At 54.8% G+C, this 19,409-nt stretch carries 17 protein-coding genes and 1 pseudogene; 10 read left to right on the top strand and 8 right to left on the bottom strand.

From position 1 onward, the window contains the following. The first annotated feature begins 342 nt into the window (after positions 1-342). Positions 343-1,698 (top strand): hypothetical protein, encoded by a 1,356-nt coding sequence (locus JFU48_RS14870; RefSeq protein WP_201136833.1) that lies wholly within the window; start codon positions 343-345, stop codon positions 1,696-1,698. A gap of 228 nt (positions 1,699-1,926) precedes the next feature. On the opposite strand, the gene JFU48_RS14865 is transcribed toward JFU48_RS14870, so the two are convergent. From JFU48_RS14865 to JFU48_RS14850, 4 genes are read right to left on the bottom strand one after another with little or no spacing between them, the layout of a single operon-like run. Beyond that, the gene (locus JFU48_RS14865) at positions 1,927-2,136 is read right to left on the bottom strand and encodes a hypothetical protein (protein ID WP_101156008.1); all 210 of its coding nucleotides are present in this window, start codon (positions 2,134-2,136) and stop codon (positions 1,927-1,929) included. Further along, positions 2,129-2,566, bottom strand: coding sequence for a hypothetical protein (locus JFU48_RS14860; RefSeq protein ID WP_201136832.1), 438 nt, complete (start codon positions 2,564-2,566; stop codon positions 2,129-2,131). Before JFU48_RS14860 ends, JFU48_RS14865 begins: the two co-directional genes overlap by 8 nt. Beyond that, positions 2,566-7,458, bottom strand: coding sequence for a MobF family relaxase (mobF, locus tag JFU48_RS14855; protein ID WP_201136831.1), 4,893 nt, complete (start codon positions 7,456-7,458; stop codon positions 2,566-2,568). The genes JFU48_RS14860 and mobF overlap by 1 nt, the downstream gene beginning before the upstream one ends. Continuing rightward, a complete protein-coding gene (locus JFU48_RS14850) occupies positions 7,455-7,889 on the bottom strand; it encodes a hypothetical protein (RefSeq protein ID WP_024688444.1) in 435 nt (144 codons plus the stop codon). The genes mobF and JFU48_RS14850 overlap by 4 nt, the downstream gene beginning before the upstream one ends. A gap of 343 nt (positions 7,890-8,232) precedes the next feature. Here JFU48_RS14850 and JFU48_RS14845 point away from each other — a divergent pair, with 343 nt between their 5' ends. The 7 genes from JFU48_RS14845 (at position 8,233) to JFU48_RS14815 (ending at position 14,568) form a co-directional block, all read left to right on the top strand. Further along, positions 8,233-8,766, top strand: coding sequence for a hypothetical protein (locus tag JFU48_RS14845; protein ID WP_201136830.1), 534 nt, complete (start codon positions 8,233-8,235; stop codon positions 8,764-8,766). Between the two features lie 18 nt (positions 8,767-8,784). Then, positions 8,785-9,621, top strand: coding sequence for a hypothetical protein (locus JFU48_RS14840; RefSeq protein WP_201136829.1), 837 nt, complete (start codon positions 8,785-8,787; stop codon positions 9,619-9,621). Then, positions 9,614-10,279 carry a hypothetical protein gene (locus JFU48_RS14835; RefSeq protein ID WP_038442577.1) on the top strand — a complete coding sequence of 222 codons (666 nt, stop codon included), beginning with the start codon at positions 9,614-9,616 and terminating at the stop codon, positions 10,277-10,279. The genes JFU48_RS14840 and JFU48_RS14835 overlap by 8 nt, the downstream gene beginning before the upstream one ends. A gap of 36 nt (positions 10,280-10,315) precedes the next feature. Then, positions 10,316-10,651: a hypothetical protein gene (locus tag JFU48_RS14830; protein WP_201136828.1), complete on the top strand. Its 336-nt coding sequence runs from the start codon at positions 10,316-10,318 to the stop codon at positions 10,649-10,651. Then, entirely contained in the window at positions 10,651-11,145 is a 495-nt protein-coding gene (locus tag JFU48_RS14825; protein WP_201136827.1) for a hypothetical protein, read from the top strand. The genes JFU48_RS14830 and JFU48_RS14825 overlap by 1 nt, the downstream gene beginning before the upstream one ends. 76 nt (positions 11,146-11,221) lie before the next feature. Then, on the top strand, positions 11,222-13,771 hold the full coding sequence (locus JFU48_RS14820) for a type IV secretory system conjugative DNA transfer family protein (RefSeq protein ID WP_201136826.1): 2,550 nt from the start codon (positions 11,222-11,224) through the stop codon (positions 13,769-13,771). After that, complete coding sequence (locus tag JFU48_RS14815) at positions 13,768-14,568, top strand: hypothetical protein (RefSeq protein ID WP_201136825.1); 801 nt, start codon at positions 13,768-13,770, stop codon at positions 14,566-14,568. Before JFU48_RS14820 ends, JFU48_RS14815 begins: the two co-directional genes overlap by 4 nt. Before the next feature lie 298 nt (positions 14,569-14,866). On the opposite strand, the gene JFU48_RS14810 is transcribed toward JFU48_RS14815, so the two are convergent. Further along, positions 14,867-15,352, bottom strand: coding sequence for a hypothetical protein (locus tag JFU48_RS14810; RefSeq protein ID WP_201136824.1), 486 nt, complete (start codon positions 15,350-15,352; stop codon positions 14,867-14,869). Positions 15,353-15,448: 96 nt separating this feature from the next. Between JFU48_RS14810 and JFU48_RS14805 the strand changes: the two genes are divergently transcribed. Further along, on the top strand, positions 15,449-16,003 hold the full coding sequence (locus JFU48_RS14805) for a GNAT family N-acetyltransferase (RefSeq protein ID WP_201136823.1): 555 nt from the start codon (positions 15,449-15,451) through the stop codon (positions 16,001-16,003). A gap of 103 nt (positions 16,004-16,106) precedes the next feature. Further along, positions 16,107-16,178 (top strand): annotated as a pseudogene (locus JFU48_RS14800) (site-specific integrase); the annotation flags it as partial. Positions 16,179-16,228: 50 nt separating this feature from the next. On the opposite strand, the gene JFU48_RS14795 reads toward JFU48_RS14800, so the two are convergent. From JFU48_RS14795 to JFU48_RS14785, 3 genes are read right to left on the bottom strand one after another with little or no spacing between them, the layout of a single operon-like run. After that, a complete protein-coding gene (locus JFU48_RS14795) occupies positions 16,229-18,412 on the bottom strand; it encodes a hypothetical protein (RefSeq protein ID WP_201136822.1) in 2,184 nt (727 codons plus the stop codon). Further along, positions 18,409-18,942: a hypothetical protein gene (locus JFU48_RS14790; RefSeq protein WP_201136821.1), complete on the bottom strand. Its 534-nt coding sequence runs from the start codon at positions 18,940-18,942 to the stop codon at positions 18,409-18,411. The genes JFU48_RS14795 and JFU48_RS14790 overlap by 4 nt, the downstream gene beginning before the upstream one ends. Continuing rightward, positions 18,935-19,117, bottom strand: a complete 183-nt coding sequence (locus tag JFU48_RS14785) for a hypothetical protein (protein ID WP_201136820.1) — start codon at positions 19,115-19,117, stop codon at positions 18,935-18,937. The genes JFU48_RS14790 and JFU48_RS14785 overlap by 8 nt, the downstream gene beginning before the upstream one ends. Positions 19,118-19,409: the final 292 nt, after the last annotated feature.

The raw sequence follows: 19,409 nt of genomic DNA, 5'->3' as shown, positions 1-19,409 counted from the left end.
CCATGGCATAGCTTGAACGGCGCCACCGGCAAGGAGTCAGCGCGCAGTTAGGAGGAAGGATGAAGAAAGATGGAAAGGCTGTCAGCTTGCTGGAAAAAGGCACCGGTAACCTGGGTGCCAGTTGTCGGCTCTATAGTATCCGCGTGTCGTCTCTAATACGAACTGATTTCCAATGGCCCACATTCTGCTTCTGGTGACATCCGTAAAGTCAGTATTTTTTGCACTCTTGGATGGTTCAATGAATCTGGCTGGCTGGGTCAAAATCGCATCAGCGCCAACAACCGGACCGGGTTATACGGATCCACGAACAGTTTTCGTTAAAATCATATTATTTGGACTTTTATGAGAAACCTTCCGCCATTAGCACCAGAAATCGCTCATCTTGATCCGGAAGAGATTGAAACGCTATACACGCGCTATCTTGCTGGTGAAAAAATATCCGTGCTTCAGGCTGAATTCCGAATCCCTAGTACAGCCAAACAACTTATATATCTATTCCCCCCTCTTATACTGAACGAAAAGCTTTGCCCTTATTGCCACTGCGCCATGTCAAGCAAACGCAAAAATAAGACTCAACGGGCCTCCGAGGAAAACATAATAAAATGCTTAGACTGCGGTCACTTTGAAGACCCGCAGTCTGGGCGATTCAAAAAACACTGTAATTGCAAACCATGCCAATTAAAACGAAAGGAGGCTGAAGCACGTAGGGAAATTGAGTTCCAAAAAACAATAAAAGACAAATTCAACCCCGAGCTAGTAGCACCGACACCCTATACAGACCTAAATTTCAAACACAAGCTTACGCTAATAAGCCTACTTCGCTGCCAAACCCCGGAGAGCTTCGACTACATAATCCCCATCACACAAAGCCATAGAAATTACCTGCTGACTCCAACAGCAAATTTTACAGAACAATTACTAGCATCACTTTGCAAATGCAAAGCAATTATCATCGATCCTAACTCGCCACCCAACTCACTTAGAAACAAAGACCCTGACATATTCAATGTGCAATGGTTATCAAACGTAACACTTGACGGGCAGAAGCGTTCAACACTCACAGCGTTGTACAGCGCAATAAACAAAGACCTTAATGAAAATATATCAAGCAGCTGGTCTCCACAGATAAAAGAAATGCTATTCCAAATACCTCAGGAGGAGGTAATTCAATACCTACATCTTAAAGCAAATATCCTAGATGTGAGCTTTGGTGCCGAAACAAAAACTCCTGCGATTATCATGCAGCTTCTCGAAACCCATTCCACATCACAACTCTACACGTTAGCCTCCAACGCCGTTGACAACGCCCATCTATTTCACAAAAAAAAACACGTTAGCCATAGACATGCAGCCAATACTATTCCCGGGAAAATGCTATCCCTTGCAGAGGCGCACGCTATAAAAAAACGCGAAGTATTCGGGTTTTCGAGAGATAGAAACGCTCCCCGCTCAGTAATTAGTAAAATATTCTTCGACTTTTATCTCGGTGAAGTAGACGCGGCGTTCAAGATCGCACCAGGTAAATATTGGAGAGATGTACTAAGCCACCGTCTACCGCGCGACGAAACAATCAAACGAGAAAACAATCTTTTCTGCCCAGAATGCGGTTCGCTGGAGCACTCTCTGAAGATGAAAGATATTAGTATCTACCTGACATGTCGTGATTGCGAAATCATCAGTACTTTTAGCCTAAGTTAATTAGCTTAATACGAAGCCTGTGCGCTAGCCTCAGCCATGTATCGGGTGTGTTTTTTGAATTGATATGGCATGGCGAGGCTATGCAGATTGCGCGCTTGCTATCTGCTACTACTGAAATCCGCTTTGACTGCTGCAATCCGCACAAATGGCGAGCTATGCACGGTGCATAGGTAAGTCACCCCAAATACGTTTCCGCGACATAGCCCAACCATGAGGGCGTGGAGTGATTTAACCTGGCGATTCGCAATCCATTGTTGGCTTCAGCGCAACGGCAACAGTCCCAGCCATTTCCACCAACACATCAACAATCCGCGCATGCTCCCACGGATCATTCGGTGCAACAGCCGTCGCGACGGCCCTCGGGTTTGCCAGCACGGTCTGTAGCGCATCAAGGTCATTTGCGTTCAGGTCTAGGCTGAAGCTCAAGCGTTTAGTCATGATGTAACTCCAAAAGAGGGATCTGGATGCCGACGGCCATCGCCTGTCCTAGATACCCAGCATGTTTGATGTAGCTGAATACTTCGAATCGACTGGCTACCGAGCGAGGGCCGTCGTCGAAAAGGCGATTACGAAGATTGAGTAAGCCGATCTCATCAGGGGCGTTTTCCGAAAATAGCACCAGGTGCCAACCACCACTTCCCTCCCAGCATTTCTCATCGGATAGCGGATCGGGAACGACGTACGCCTCTTTAATCGGCAACACCTGCTGAGCGATAGCTAACATAAGTACGAAAGGACCTGCGTTTTCGTTGGTAAGCGAAGCGCGAAGCTGTTCAAGTTGGACCGCGAGATTGGAGATCTCTAAAGCACGCATCTGCTTGCCAAGAGCTTGGATCTGATTAAGGAATTTTTCATGATCCCGGGACATTAGATCGAACTCCTGTGACTATAATTTGCTTCATCTTCGTCATACGAAGGTTGGGTTTCTGGCTGGGCAACCGGCCTTGTTGTCGGTTCTGCCAGAGCAACGGTTTCAGAATTCTGCACTTCTCGCTGGGCGCTCATCGCTTCGATACGCTTCAGGGCTTCGTTGGGATCTTCGCCAAGCTGCAGACCAATACGCTCGCGAACATCCTCGATCTGCACACCAGCGAACTGGCTGACGAGTCGAGCATGACGCTTCACCGTAAGGCTATCGCCGCCTTGGTCACGATCATAAGCAAGCGAAAAGCGCTGGATTTTATAGCGCTCGGCCAGGGCGATGATTGCCGCCTCAGTGTTTGGACCAGGTTCGCCAGTTGTGCCGATGAACAGGATCCGCTGCCGCTCTTCTGGGCTAGCCAACTGGTAGGTGCTCAGGGTGTCGACGCCGCCCTCACTGAAGCGGATTTCGGTGGGGTTCGCGCATTTCGGGTTGGCGAGGTAGACACCTTTTTCAGTTTCTGTCGTAAAACCCTTGTACTCACGTCGTTCGCCATTGATAACCTGAGCGCCGCGGTACTCATACCCGCAGAACTTGGCATTAGCATCAATGTGAGGAAACACAGCGGAGCCATGCCGGCTCGTACGCCAGCGCGTTTCGGCCAACACTTCGGACGAGATACCTCGCTCTTGGCTCAGATAGCTATCACGGCGAGACATGAAACCGAAAGTGCGGTAGTGGTTTTCCGTGCTGGTTGCGATTGTCTCTAGGCGCTCGCGTTCCTTCCTCTGTCGCGACTCTTCGCGTGCCCGATCAATACGGGCCTGCTCTTCCGCTGATTTACCCAGCGAAGGCAGAACGCCCCCCTGAAACGCACGAATATCGTCCTTGGCCTGGATGAAGGTGCCGCCACTGACTTCCTGATAGAGCTTGAAGATGTCACCGCTCTTGCCCGAATGGCGGTCATGCCAGACCCAATTGTCATCAGCGGCTTGGTAAATGTCGTATTTCCCTGAGGCGTGGCGGAAAACAGCATGTCCTTTGTACGAGGCCTTCTTGTCGTACTCCATGCCCAGGTGAGCAGCGTAGTCGGTCAGGTCAACGTCGCGTTTCATCGCGGCGACTTCGCGGGCGTCTGATGCTTTGTCGTATTTCATCGAGCGTGCTAAAGCAGTACCAGGAACCTGCCGTCGCACTCGACCAAGAGGCTGTCGATCAGCGAGTGTGTTATCGGGCAATACACCCTCACGTCCCCTTCCGGGACCTGCTGCCAGATCGCATGTGGACAACGTACGCAGACAGTCTGAGGGAGCTCGCCCTGCAGGGCGTTTAATGTTGCCGAGCGGACGGGAGAAGGCTTCTTCGTTTGCTGCGTCACCGGCGCCGGCGGCGCGGTCAAATTGGCCGAGGCTGCCGGCGACTCGCTGGCCTGCGGCGTCGGCTCGGGATTCGGGTCGGGAAACTCCATCGGCGGCGGCGACAGGTCGTCCATCAACGCGGGGGTATCGGCCGAGGCCGGCAAGGGTGGCAGGTCGGACAGGATCAATTCGGACATAGCGGGCCTCCTGAGGCTCAGGCTTGATCAGTTTCAGCTTCGTGGTGAATAAGGCGGTCTTCATTCCCTGGAGCGTTTCGCAAAGGTCGCGGCGCTGCTCTGGGGGAACGGATGAGCCGGGGTTTGTCCATCGCGCAACTTCTGCACCTGGAGCGGGGTTTTCTGCAGCTACAACGGCAACGCGGCGGGCATCAGCCGGCCAGGTCTGTTCGTCGATGCGAAAGTCGACGATTTCAGCGCCGAAGGCCTTGGCGTGCTCGATCTCAACCTCTACGGGCGGCAGGACGGTGACGGACTGGCGGGGTTGTTCTTGGGGCTGTTCCTTCGCCTGGCCGGGGAACTGGAAAAGTGGAGAGGCCCCCTGGAGACGATCGAGGACGGAAAGTTTCTGAGGGGTCAGCCTGAACGGCTGGCCAGTGTGCACGGATGCGCGAATAGCTTCGCGAGCCTGAGGCATCAGGTCGAGAGCGTTCTCTTTATAGACGAATTCCGCCGTCGACTTCTTGAATGGGAGCCAGTTGGCTTCACTCAGGTACGTTTTGCACCCGTGGATTCCGCGGGTATAGGCGACATACCAAGCCTGCAGAGAAGCGTAGGATGACGGCAGGTAGTAAGACTGCATAACAGTCATGCCCTGCGCTTTATGGCCGGTCATCGCATAGCCGTGCTGCAGCGACTCGTATTCACTGGCATTGATCTTGACCGTCCTCCCATCGTCCCGGGTGATCGTGAACAGAATGTCCTCGATCCGCTCACCGTCGACTTCGCGGGTGACTCGCTCGATACCCAGCACGGTGCCAAGGTCCCCGTTGTAGATCGGTTCATTCTGAGAGTCCTTGGCCGTTTTGCGCAAAAGCAGGCGGTCACCAATCGCAACCTGAATCGTGAATCGCTCGCCGGGCAGTACCTCGGTTTCGATGCTTACGCTGCCTACAGCACTCAATTCACCACGAGCGAATCGGGCATCACGAATTTTGTCGTTGAGCGCCCGTACCTGTTCGTTCGTATCAGTGAGGACAAGAATCTGGGACCAGTCCAACTCACGGACAACGCTATCCTTCCCTGGCAGGCCAGCTTTCATGTCAGCGAAAACATCGCCAACCAACTCGTCTGCTTCGTTCACGCCGTCAGCGAAAACCTTGAGCTGATCATCGCGCTGCATGTGGCGGACCGCATCGCTCACCTTGCCTTCATAAAGGGCCTGAGCAGTAGGCCTGAACTGGTCGACTTGGCGGGCGATCGTTTCGATCTTGGCGCAGCGATCCCCAACAACGTCGTGCAGAAGGCCGAACAATGCGGCGGTCTCCACTGCGTCATGCTGGTTTCTATCACCAACGCAGATCAGGCGGGCGCCTGCCTGATGACAAGCCACCACCAGGTTATGCATCTGGTAGGTGTCCAGCATGCCGGCTTCGTCGCACACGACGATATCGCCGCGTCCGATGAGATCCTGCTGTTTTAAACGCTTCCCAGCCTGCTGCGCGGCAAGCGCGTTCTGGTGCTTGATCAGTAGTGAATGGACAGTCTGGGCCTGAATACCGGTCGACTTAGCCAGCTCCGTTGCCTGCTTGTTTGCAGGCGCAACGCCAATTACACGGCGCCCCTGCGCCTTGAAAACTTCGGCGTATACGCGGAAGGTCGGTGCCAGAGTGGAAGACTTACCAACGCCAGCGGCCCCCTTAAAGAATGTGTACTGACCTGGTCCAGTCAGATCGTAGGCAGCTTGGCGCTGCTCCTGAGTGAGCCGAAAAGGCTTTTCGCCTGGCTTCTGGGTCGCCTGTTTTTCCTTCTCATAGTCGTCAATCACCTGGTCAACAAAGGCACGGCCAACATTCCAACTCGGATCATCGAGACCAGCATGCACCGCCTTTACGCAGTCGGCTTCAAGGGTGAAGAGCTCCTTCGTCGTGTAACGCTTCGGCGGCATGCGGCCGTTTTCGTCCGGCTGCTGGGGAATTTCGATGAGGCCGAGTTGTTTGTAAATCTCCGACTTGGTTGCTTCGATTTCTTCAAGGCCACCTTTGCCAATGGTCAGGTGCGCGGCCGCGGAATCGATCGCGAATTCATCGATCACGGTGGATCCGCGGAACACCATGCGCTGCAGCTCAGCGAGACTCGGTGCCTGGAGATCTTTGGCGGTTGATGCCTTCAGCTCGACAGTGGGAATCGCTTCGCGCCAATGACCATCCAGGCTGTCGCCTAGCTCGATGTCCTTCGCATTGCGGCTTCGGACGGCGATAGCCTGAGCTGCAGCTTGGCCAGCGGTGGCCATAGTCTTCTTCTCTGCCTGGATCTGCTCGCTGCGCTTGGAAAACTCGGCGACGAGTTCCTTCGAAACTGAAGCATCGTTGAGACGCAGGCCATGCCCGCTCCAATCAACGACCATCGCAGAAGCCAACTCAGGGAGGCGTGCCTGGAGACGCTGATAAAAGGCCACGTCGACGACTGCACCAAACTCCTTCTGGCTCTTGTACAGCCACCCCGCATCGAGGGTCAGGAACTTGCCGTCGACGGTGCGAACGAAATTCGGCCGTTCCAGGTGTACGTGAAGCTGAGGATCAGGGAAGTCCTGGCCGGGGGCGCGACGTGCTGTGCAATGGGCATATGTCAGAGTGACGCACTCGCCGGTTACAGATTCTGCGCCCTGAGCGCCTTCACGTCCGCGAATCCGGCCAGTACGGTGCTCGCGCTCGATCGCATCGTTCACAGCCCCCATCATGCATTCCTGGATCACGCGACGGGTTTGGTCGTCGGCCTGTGCCCAGTAGATGCTGATGGACTTCTGGAGGCTCACACACGAGCTGAAGCCGAGAACAGGATCCTTTGCCGATTTTTCTTTCCCGTCCTTCTCCAGTCGCTCCAGGTCGCCGGCGTCTAGCTGCTTTTTCGAGGACGGATTTGCCTTCTTCGATTCAGCTTCCTGAATAGCCTTGTCGATGGCCTTTTGGCGCTTCTCATCAAGGAACGCCTCTCCGGTGCGTGGGTTGATTCCACGGAAAAGAGCTAGGTAATCACCGTCCTGGGGATGCTCACCGAGGCCCAGCTTGTTGGCCAACGGTCCTGCAATACCCGATGCCAAAGTGTCGTTGCCGGACTTGTGGTAGTAGTCCTCTCGCCCTGTGCCCTGGTCGCCCTCCACCTGACTGACAATAGCGGCGATCTCGGCGTCGACTTTCGCCAGTTCGGCAGCCATGACCTCATCTGTCACGCCACGCTCTGCGCCGAGATCAATGCGCTTCTCACGTAAGGCCTGGAGCTCCTTCAGCTTCTTTTCGAAGTAGGAAGCCTTGGCCGCAAAATTACCGGCCGTGGTCTTCTGGTTGCTCATCCCGTAGTGACTCATCGCTCAATCTCCATGCCTGTCTGCTCGGCAATGAGGCGATCCATAACCATCGGCACGAGCCGATTGAGCATCGGCTCGATGGTGCCAGCGAGCAGTTCAGGCCGACGCTCGGCCTGGCTGGCGAGAACCTGCAACAGCAGATCAGGAAGAGCAGAGCCCAGAAGGGAAGAAACGGATTGGGTAATTGCGCCTGCAATCGAAGCCACAACCGGGCCATCGAGCAGAACAGGTACCGGACGAGACGGCTCGGCACAGAAGCGCTGCGCCTCTAGGAAGCCCGCGATCTCTTCGTCTGTACGCTGGGACATGAGGGCATCGAGTACGCGGCCTTGAGCAACGCCCAAGCGTGCCGAAAGGCGCTCCAAGCGCACCGCTGCAACTTCATTCAGGTACTGGGTCGAGGTCTTTGCCCCAGCCTTTTTCCGCGCCATTTTCCTTTTCCCTTCTGAGAACGCTTCTCAGGTAGACGGCTTTAGCCGGCGTACCTTGCTTTTGCTTTGTTGGCTTTACGGCTTGGAGTCCGCGAACTGCGCGGGATCCGGGCCGACGCGAAGCACCCGAAGGGTGCAGATGTGTTAACGAAAGCTGTATATATACAAGCATCTCGCATCACTTTAAGCAAGTTTTGCTTGACTCGCACTAGTTTGCAACTAATATGAGCCCTAAGCGGTCAACCTTTGCAGCTTGTTTGCAACAAACCGCCAACTAGAAGCCGAACCTTTGGTAGAGTTAGCAAGCAGTTTTAAACAAACGCAGCGACCATAGGTGAATGCCATGTTTGACCGACGCACAGACGCCGAACGCGCCCGTGATGAGCAGGACCAGCTGGAGTGGATGCGGATGCAGCAGGAAGAGGCCGATCGCAAAACGGCGGCATTGAAAGCCGAGCTGGAGCGTATGAAGGCCGCCGCTGAATCTGGCAGTGGCCAGAAGAACGTAAGGGGAAGCGTCACCAAAGCTTTGCTGCCGAGGATCGAAATCCTCCGCGAGGCAACGCGCTTAGGAACACCGATCACGCAACAGCAGGAAATGCTGGAAAGGGCAGGAATCGTTGTTAGCTACAACAGCTTGCGCAAGTTCATCCAGAAATTCCTGGCTCGCGAGTACCGAGAGTTTCTGGCGAACATACGAACGACCGGAGCTGATCCTGATTTTGGGCGTGAGTTACACCCTGAAGTCATCCGCACAAACACCCCTGAAGCCTTCGATAAGCGACCAGCAGAAACAACAAGCATTAAGGAAGAAAGCGGTTCAACTGCAGGAAATATTGACTTAGAGCGGGCGGCAACCCCTCGAAAGTTTCTCTAGAAATCAACGGGAAAACCCATGAGCAAGAAGGAAGAGAAAATGGCAAAAGCAGCAGCAGTTGCTCACCTGGTAGAAATGGACGACCTTAACCTCGATTCGTCGTGGCTCACTGCATCGCGAATCCGCCCGCTGCAACTCCCAGTTGGTAGTGACCCTGGCGCGTCGATTGAACACCTGATCTACGGCAGCGGGCTGGACAGCTTCGTTTTGGACATCGGTGGCAATGAGACAGCGAGCAAGACCATCATGGCCATCGGTGAGCAGATGTTACTGCGGCACTTCGACCTGACTCTGATTCCCGTACGCGACGAAGGCCAGGATGTTGATAACGCCTTCAAAACCATCAAGCTGATCCGCGAATTCGATAAGCAAACTCCGATCGCCATCCTGCTCAACGACATCACCAGTCGCACCCAGGACACCACGGATCTCGCGCTGCGCGAAGCGTTTGCAGAAGTGTTCGATTTGGCTGAGCAGACCGGCACCGAGCTCCTTGTCATGCCTCGAATCGAACGCTATGGCCGTAGTCGGCGCATCGGCCTGACTCAGTGGGAGATCTCCGAAGAGCGCGAAGCGATCGCTGATCGCCTGCGCAGCATCATCATCGAGGCCGAGCAGGCTGGTGACCTCGACCGCGCCAAGCTTAATACCCGCCTGATGCGTGCCGTGACCGGCTCAAAAACCGTGCGTGAAATGATCAATGTGGTGTTCAAGCGCCTCGATCAGATCCTCGGTGAACGCGATCGTCTGCGCATGATGGTCGTTTCGACCAAGGGCGGGGTCGGCAAATCGTTTACCTCACAGCAGCTGATCGCGCCGTACCTGCTCTATTCGTTGGGTGGCCGCCATGAGTGACATCGGCGGCGCAATCCGCTCGATTGATGAGCTCGTTGATGAAGTGACACGACTCCACGTTCTCCTGCGCGGCAATCGCGATTATCCAGGCATCCTGGAAGAGTCTGTGAAACTCATCGATAGGCTGGACGGTGTTGCTGGCCATCTTGCCAGCGCCTCCCTGTTGAGCGAACAACTGGGGGCCTTGCCTGACCGCCTGCTGCGGTCGGCAGATGACATGCAGTTCAGGGCGGCCTTGCGTGAGTCGATCGCGCAGGTACTGGCTGACTCGATCGTTGACGCCAAACGCCATGTGCAAGACGAAGCGGCTCAGATCGCGATCGATGAGTTGAGCATGAAGATTAACCTTGCCATGGCCAATGTAGGTGAGAGCTCGGCAAATCTGTTTGCCGAGCGGAATCAGCTGAAAGGCAAATTCGAAGCAGAGAGAGAAAAGAACGCCGTGCTGGTCCAACGAATGAAGTACTTCGAGCAGGACAAAGACAACGCACTTCGCTTGATCTCGGCCGACTTTGCCGCCGCGAGCAATCGCGCCGGCAAGGCCCGATTGCTCGACCTATGCGCCGGCCTGGTTATCGGTGTCGTTGTATCTCTGACCACACTTGTGCCGGCGGCTGAGCTGTACCTCAAACAATCTACCCAAAACCACCACCAATAGCGCTAACGCGCAACCACTACTGACGGAGAAAATCGCATGAGCAACCATAGCGATGACGGGGATTTTCGTGCCCGAAAAAAGAAGGTGAGCTTGCTTGGCAGTGACGCGGAGGCGTTTATCCGTGCCCGACGCGAGGAGCGCGAAGAGTTCAAGCGCCTTGAGGGGCGCGACCTTCATGAGCTGGACACACTGGCCAAGGATCCGCGCATGGAGGAGTTGCATAAGCAACATCAGCAGCGGGACGACGTTCCAGCATCCCACGCTGAGCAGAGCAAAGATGCCCAGGAGGTGGTCCAGGAGGAGCAAAAAAAGCTGACTGATCAACAGGTCAACCAGGAAAAACAGAGCGAATACGCCGGGAGATCAATGTGATGGATAACAGAACCCTCATTGCAGCATCGGCACTGGTCGCAGTTTTTACTGGCCAGGTGGGCGCTTGCCCTCTTGAAGATTGCCTGCCTGGATTGAGCGAGCCTCAGTTTCAGTCTCGTGACCAAGACATGCTCGGTGTGTATGACCTGAAGCAGTCTGGACAAGCGGCAATGCACGTTGGGCTAATCGCCGCTGATTTCAGAATCGCACTACTCGAAACTGAGAATCGCGCTCTTCGTCTGGCCTTGGCAACTGGCACTCCACCTGACGTCAGCAGCCTCAAGCTTTATCCGAGCCTGAACAGTTTTCTAGACGCGATGAAATCGGACCTGATTCAGACAAAAACAACTGGCCGGATGCCGCAATTGCGTCATTTTGAGCAACGGGTCCGCAATGCTGACACCCGAGCAAAAATTGCTGATGCGTCGCGGGCGCTGGTAATCGAGAGCGCTCAAATTGCTGCGGCGGCGAACGCCACTAAGCAAGCGCAGTGAAAGGGTGGCTCACCTGAGCGGCAACTCAGGTGAGCCGGTTTCGCGGCAGGAAAAACCCACGAAAGGAAGAAATTGTATGGTAACGCAATTCCGTAATTACATGGAAAATCTGCTTCTTTGGGTCACAGATCCTGAAGCAGCAAAACGCGCCTGGCGCGAGCGCCGTACACAGGCCATTCGCATAGCGCTTGGCCCACAACTGAGCGCGGATACTCGCGGTTGGCCGGCCAATCAGATCCTCCACGATGATGTGATCGAGGCCCTCCCATCGGATCGTGCGTCGCTTACGCGCCGCGCCTTCTATGGCCGCGCTGCATTCCATGCGGGCGCTCGACTCCAGAAGCGCCTACGCGCCCGGAATTTCGCGCTGAGCGTCGGTGCGTTCTTCCTGGTATCCGCAACGGCCTACCTCTTGGGTCGCAACGGTTCCAGCCTCGCCTGGCAATGGGGTTCGATCACTGCCGGTCTCTGCATCGCTGTGGCGGGGGGGTACGTTTTCCGTTGCTCGCTTGGTCTCACGCCTGCCGCTTGGCGCCTGATGGTCCCGGCCGGCCCGCTGCTGACTGAGGATGAAATCCAGGATGTGAAAAAGTTCGGCGCTCGCGTGTTGCTGCGCGTAACTCCGCCTCGAACTCCTGCCGATCTGGTGGGCTCGTATCGATCATGGACGTACGATCGCGACGGCAATCCTGTTGATGGCCAGATCGTACCCGATGACCTATCGGTGTCCTACTTGCGCAAAGCCCTGGTTGATGAGTCGATGCCAATGGCTGTCGCCGGAATCGCCATTCTGCTGGCAGGTCTATTCGTCGCTTCAGATTCCCTGAGCTGGTTCATCGCGCCGGTCGCCGCCGGCGGCGCTGCAGCTTGGTCGCTCCTGGCGATCTTCGATCTGTCCTCAATCGCTAAGACCCGAGCTGCGGCGGCCCGCGAGGCCCTGGCGGTCTCTGCCTATCCCAAACTCATTGAGCAGGAAGGTAAGAGCAAATTCGCGGACTTCGATCGCGCATTGAATGAACAGATCGAACGAGCAATGAACGAAAAGTCTTCGTTCATCAACCTGGGCACTGCAACTGATCTATTTGCTGAACGACGTGATCCGTATAGCCCCGCCCAAGCGGGCATGCCTTTCGGCCTGTCTGTGGGGGACCTTTCGACGCACATGCTTGTACTGGGCCAAACCGGAACCGGTAAAACGGCAGCGGTGATTCGGCCAGTGGTCTGGCAATGGCAAGAGGCGAAAGCAGGCGGCCTGCTGGTACTGGACGGCAAGGGTCAACTTCCGAAAGAGCTCGCCGGCCTGCCCGGTTACCAGGTTATCAGTCCCGAATCGTCGAACTTCAACGCCATCCAGAATCTCCAGCCGGATGAAGTCGCCGATACTCTTTTCCAGCTATTCAGTTCCGATAAAGGTAATGCGGGCGACGTTTCGGGCAGCGAGTGGGAGCAATTCGCCCGTGAGCTACTGCGCAGCACGGCGAAAGTTCTTGCCCTCATGAATGCCTTGGAGCCGGTCGAGTGGCCATGGAATCTCAGCTCAATCTACAAACTCGCATTCGAGCCAAGTAGCCGTGATCGCGCAAAAGAACTGATCGAAGGCGATTGCATGCATCTTCTCCCTGGACACCTGCATCGTGCTTATAACTCGTTCATGGTGCGCCACCTGCAGAAAGCTACCGAAACCCGTTCGTCCATCGAACTCAATTTGGAAACCTGGCTCGGTACTCTCATCAATGATCAAGAGCTTGGGGCGTGGGCTGACTGTGTTGAAGGTGTCGAGATCGAGGACTGCCTCTACTGCGCAATGATTGGGCTGGCTCTACCTGATACCCAAAGTGGCGTTGCCATTTCGGCGCTGGCCAAGCGTCGCTTCTATAGCGCGATCAAGCGCCGTGGCGACAACTGGAAAACCGAAGGTCAGGAGCCTGTGCTCTTGGTAGTCGACGAGGCACAGGATCTGGTTTCGCATGAAGAGCTGGCGATCCTGCCTAAAGCCCGCTCGCTCGGTCTGTGCGCGTTGTACTCAACTCAGGGCCTCGATGGTCTGCAGGTTGCACTGCAGGACGAGCAGGCCACGATCATGCTCCTGGATCAATACCGTTCTGTGGTGAGCATGCAAGTCGGCTCCGAGATGACCCTCGACTACGTTTCCCAGCGCCTGGGAGCTGCACCTCGCGTGGTGTTTTCTGAGGTCGCTGCGAACACAACTGATCCGGTGGCCACGGCAAACCTTTACGGCGCAAATGCGGGCGGTTACTCCACTGGAACCTTGGCTGCCAGAGCGCAGACATCCGACGAGATGATCAAAGTTGGCCGCTCGTATAGCCAAGTCGGCCAGGCTATCAGCACTGTCTCTGAATTGGCGAAGAAACTGGGTGCTGAACAGGCATGGCAGCAGCTGCCTGCCGCAATTCGTCGGGAGCGGCCGGCTGGCAGCGTAAAAATTGGCGAGATCCCGCTCGTGTCGCCGGAGGAGATCCGGTCGCTGACGATGAAAAAATTCACGGCCCTGGCTGCGGTGAATCGTTGCGGCACCGTCCGCCGCGCCCAGATCCGTCTCAATCCGATGTTCACATTCCCAACCGAGCAGCAAATTGAACAGCCTGCTGAGGAGGTAGCAGCATGAAAAACTCTTCCGCACATCTCCTCGCCCAGCATGGCGACCTGCTCCAGGTCGGTTCGGTTATCGTCGGCGAGCCGCTACAACTCAAGTCTGGCCGGTTAATGAAAGCGATCGGTGTCGCGGCGCTCTGCATCGCAGTTGTCGCCGGCGCGGGGCACTTCACCCAAGGTGTTCGGGAAGAGTCTGCTCGTATCGCTGCTGCCGAGAAGGCAAAGGCTGCACGGGGGGCCGAGGAAAAGCGCATTGCGGCCATCCAGGTGGTGGGCCTACAACAACGTCTGACGGCATTGCAATCTCGGATCAGTTCTAAGCGTGATGCCTTACTGGAACGCTTCGGGCCGCTACTAGCCAATCGAGAAACAGATCCTGACGTGGATTATCTGCTTCAGCGCTATCCAGCACCAATCAAGCCCCTTCAGGGCATTGATCCAGCTGCATTCGAGGTCTTCATCGAACTCGATCGCGACAGCTGGGTTGCGAATGGAACCAGTCCGAAACTGGATGAGCATTATCAAACTGAAAACGCAAAGATCCAGGAAGGCATGAACTACCTGGACAAAATCAACCGCGAGCTACTGCTGATTGCGCAAGGCAAAACGGCCACAGGCTCAAAAAATGAGACGCGGGAGCTGAAAGATCCCGCGTCCCCAGCGAAGCCGGCAGCTTCTCGCTCTATGCCGGCCGCGCCGGCAGCACCCGAGCCGCTCATGCCGCTGGAAACTTCAGCACCCGCGCCGGCGGCAAAGCCTCGCGCGGCGCCCACGGGCGTGCCTGGCAAGGTCCAGGTCCTGGACTGGTAGTCTTGTCGGCTCGCGCCTTAAAGGATCCCGGCCTCGGCCGGGATCTTTATGCCCGCTGCGCGGGCCGAGCCCAGAAGGGAAAACGGTGAGCGCCGGGGCGGGACATGTCCTTGCGCACCAGGGGGAGGCTTTGAAGGATTGCTGGTAAATTCGGCGCCAGAAACGAAAAAACCACCGTGAGGTGGTTTCTTCGTTAGGCACTTTCATATGTCCGCGGGTGGAGGCTTTCGCCCTCGTTTCCCTCGGCTACTGGATTCAATCTAAGGATATTCGCGGTTGTCGTCAATGCTTGCTCAACCTATCGCGCCTCGATTGCGAATCTGCTCAGTAGCTGGACCATTTGCTCCTGGTACTCGCTGTACTCGTCCAGGAGCACTGGGTCGCCGGCTAACCCTGGTAAATAATCAGGCCCGTACTCAGCCGCAAGAGCACCTTGAAGCATCCAGTCCAGATACAAGGGGCGCAGCACCCTCTCAGCCAGCCCGGGTTTGCCGTGCGCCCAATAGAATCGATGCTCGGGGGTAGAGACGAAAGCGCAGCCTTTCGCCCATGCAACATAGTCAACTTCCCAGTAAATTCCGATCGCATCAAGGTGGATCGCGAACCAAAGTGAACCACTGGGTTCTTTCGATGCCTTGGCTCTCCAGGATTGCGGGTAGGCGTTGCAGGCCAGGCCGGCGAACGCAGAGCCTGGATAGTAGGCCATACGATCACGCCCGATCTGCAGGACGGGAACGGAGTTAATGATGTGATCGAGGAGCAGATCATTCAGGTGAGGTTTCATGACTTGGATGCTACCGACCTACCCTCCTCGCCTCAATTCCCAGCAGGTTTGAAAATTACCGATAAAATACGCGAACTTTTTAGACAGGTAGGCCGTATGTCGCTTTTTGACCCAATGCGCGATTTTTTCCAGCGGCGCGCTTCAAACAACCTGACAACCAGTCTGTCGTCACTGTCGATCCGTATCGACCATTCCAACGACACCCAGCGGCTCCAGTTTCCGTTTCCAGGGACGGGATCGTTTATCGTCGCTGAGCGGGACGGTGTCCGCATCGGCCATGTTGACTACAGCCTCAACGTGCTCAAGGACCGGGTGTATATCAACAAGATCGAGATAAAGCCCGAGCATCATCGTCAGGGCAACGGACTGGCACTGCTATGGCACCTCTGGCAAACGCACCAGGTGCCAATCATTCCTCTCTACGAGTACGAGCTATCGTACGGGTTCTGGGACAAAGCTCGGGCCAGGTTCAAAGCTGCAGGTGCTGAAATCGGCCCTCAGTTGGGATCTCAGGCTCAGATGGACGAAGAGTCCGAGCGCTGGCAACACCTGGTACCGGAGTCTGAGGTAGACCGTTCAATCCGTAAGTATTGGGAATGGGTTGCGAGTGAGCACGCTGCAGGTCGGCCTGCAGGGCCCGGCATAAAATGAAGGACATCAACCCATCCGGCTCTGGTGAGCTATTGCCAGCCCCAGCAGACCGTCGTCTGACGGCAGCGCAGTTTCAGACCCTGGCTGAGGTGTCCGCAGCAGTCAGCATGAGGCCGATATCGCCAAGGTCCAGCAGTGGCTGGGGCATGCCAATATCAGTACCACTCGCATATAAGATCGGCGAGCTTCCAGACCGGAAGACTCGCCGAAATATAAAGTGCGGTATTAGATGCCTCCGCCCTGCGGGGGCTGTGGCGGTCGAAATGGGGTGATCGCCCGGCTTATAGATCCCGTCAGAATCTGCCGGGTGCTCATAGAAAGCCCCCCCATAATCCCCTGCATCGAGTTCTCGTAAGGATTGAGGCCCGGTTCGCTGAGCGAAATCATATTGAGCACACTACGGGGAAATGAGGTGATCAGTTGAGCACTTGTGACAACTACGTTCCAGGACAGCAGGATAATCACTACGACCATCAGCAATCCGCCAATCAGAATCCCTCCGAGGCTTTCCAGCGGACGGCCGACATCGGCGACACCAGGATCAAACATCCCCCAAAGTCCCATAGCCATCGCTTGGACCATTGCCAGGCCGACAGCGCTAATCACAATCGCTGCTGCCAGGCCACCCACGGCCAAAGCAGGATAGAGAAAGATGAAGATGAAGGCGTTCCACCCTTTGGCCGACAATTGAGAGGTGTGCTCTTCGCCTTTCGGTGCGGCCATACCAGCCGACCAGAGCGTCACTCCGAAAAAGGTCGTAGCAACGGCTACGAGCCAGCTGATTGCCCCCATCAGTCCATAGATTGCAAACAATAGAGGCATCACGTAGCCAAGTAACCCGCCGGAGACAATCATTACTCCTCCGATTGCTTTTGGCAGCGTCCCATCAGTGATTGAGTTAAGACCGGGGATATATTTCGCGATCGTCCCGCCCGCAAAAAATCCAATGCCAGTGCCAACGAGCGAGCGTCCCCAGGACGCAATGTTGTGGATATTCTGGTTCGAGGGCCCGGTCGTGGACTTGAGGATGTCGAGCGAAAAAACTCTAGCCAGCAGCGACTTTTCAGCACCAACATTTCCAGGTTGAATCTGTGCCAGGGCTTCGCTTTCGACCAGTTTTGAGAGCGAGTCGCCCGGAGTCATCGCCGAAAGCGTGGATTTTGGCATCATCTGTGCGGTCGCGCCCTCTGCGTAGCTAGCAGCACGTGAGAAGTCGCTCGCTGCGCGCAACACGAAAGTGCCGCCGAGCATCCAACCCCAGTTCTTTACTTCGTCAAAATACGCTGCACTACGAGCAGCCTGGTCAGTTGCAATCGTGGTGCTGATGGTTTGCTCAACCATGGTTTTGTACCAGTCTGCGGACTGACTAGCCCATGTGATACTTTCCTCAAAAAACGTCTTCGCGTCCCCTGCCCCCACAGTCCCGTCCCGAGCCAAAATCGCCTGCTGGACGGCATGCTCGACCAGACCGATCCAGATCTGACGCTGAGCCGAGGCTATACCGACCTCGATAGAGGCGGCATTGTTTTTCTTGACCTGTTCATACTCATCACTGCATGTCATTGACGACAACCAACCGGATTGGCAAAACCACCCCTCGGTTTCCATCTCCCCCTCGACCGTACCAGTAACCGCGTCGGGATCGATCAATCGTTGGACACCCATGCTGACAGCACGGGCCAATTCGTCGCTCGGAGGAATTAACGGTATCTGTAAAGATCGGCCCGCGTTTGCGATATACACGCCTGCAGCAGCGGCTTCAGTCGACCCCGCAGCTGGATACTTACCGCCGTAAACCTGATTCCATTTTATTTTTAAAGCCTCATTCGCAAGGTCACGACTCGATAGCGAATTTAATTGATCGTTCGGATCTCGGAATATTTTCAGACCAGCGAGTTGGACCGCTGAGATTTTCCAACTGTTTAGCATGTCCAAAGCGACTTTCGCGTCGACTTCAACTCGGAATTTCGGATCACTAAACAGGTTATGGCGATGCATCAGTTCAAATGCATTGTGTTGCATCGTGTCGCCGAATTCGGCCGCAGATTTGGAGACACCGGCCACAAGAGCGTGTCCTGGCGTCAAAGTGATCTGAATCCCGCCGGCACTAGAGACAGGAATAACCGGTGCAATTAGAGTCAAGGCGAAGATCACCCGCAGCGGGTAGAAAAAAGCCTCGTTCCCATCTTTTGCACCGAAAAAATTCCCGTTGTTTTTGAGTCGGAAAATTCCGAGAAATATAGCCCAAGCCGCGAGGGCGCCGAACATGGCTAGACCGAGTGTTGAAAAAGCGGATGCAAATATCGTCAGTGGTGTTACGTCCTGAGCACCTATTCCTGGGAGTTCTGCCGCATCAAATATCCAACGTCCGAAAAGCCATGTCAGTACAAGTGCGGAGAAACTATTCATTCGATAGCCCTCACCCGCACACAGTAATCATTAGGCAGCACTCGCCCTATCAACAACGACGGCCGTTTAAAAATCTCTCGCAAAAATCGCAACGGGTGTGGTGCGCTTTGCGTATAAGCCATATGAATGCGGTAGGCATTCTGAAAAAGCAACATCAGCACCATATTCAGAAAAACACCATTAGCGAAAAGAAGCATTTTGCCCTGCCCCCAGCTTGCGACAAAATAAGAAAGCACAGCCGCCACACTAAGAACTAATACAAAATTGACAAAAATAAGCGACTTATAAGCCCGCCGCAGTGACTCATTCGTAACTTGACTCTTCAAACAAATGTCATCCCACAAAAGTTCATCATCAAGCTCTGCGAGATGGCGACCAGCTTTCGCCTGTATCCGTATTTCACTGACCCAATGGTAAATATTTTTAATAAAATAAATCGGAAGAGTAGCGGCATTTTTAAGCTCACGACCAGCATTGACAGTCTGACGGTAACCACTCAGGTAACCAAACGCCGTTCTAATCTTACTCATGATTACTACTCCCCATATAAACAGGAGGAATTGGAGTTTCTGGAGCCTTGATTTGCATCGTGCTTTCGCTTCTATCAAGCTGCGACATTTCACGAGCCGGCAAGACCAAGCCGAAATAAATAATTAGAAAAACGCCGATAGCTCTTGGAATCTTTACGCTAGCCTCTTTAAACATAGTTCCCGCCCTCCTTCGAAAGAATTTCCTCCACAGTTCCAGCAAGGGCTGAAATGATATAGCCGTCATGCATGCATGATTCTGGCAACTCACATGCTTTAACCTGTATCTCTCGCAGTATTGCGAGAACCTTTTTTAGCTGCTCATACGACATAACCAAAGCCTCTTCATGTTCACACACATAATTCTATGACCCTAAAGCTCAGCCATCTAATTGATTATTCACAAATATGAAAATGCTTTTGCAATTACATAAGAATAAATTGGATGGCTATTAGCTTGATTTTCAGAG

Source organism: Pseudomonas sp. TH49, assembly GCF_016650625.1.
GTDB classification, from domain to species: Bacteria; Pseudomonadota; Gammaproteobacteria; order Pseudomonadales; family Pseudomonadaceae; genus Aquipseudomonas; species Aquipseudomonas fluorescens_H.
Note: the sequence above shows the minus strand (reverse complement) of the source record. Positions and strands in the feature narration are given on the sequence as shown.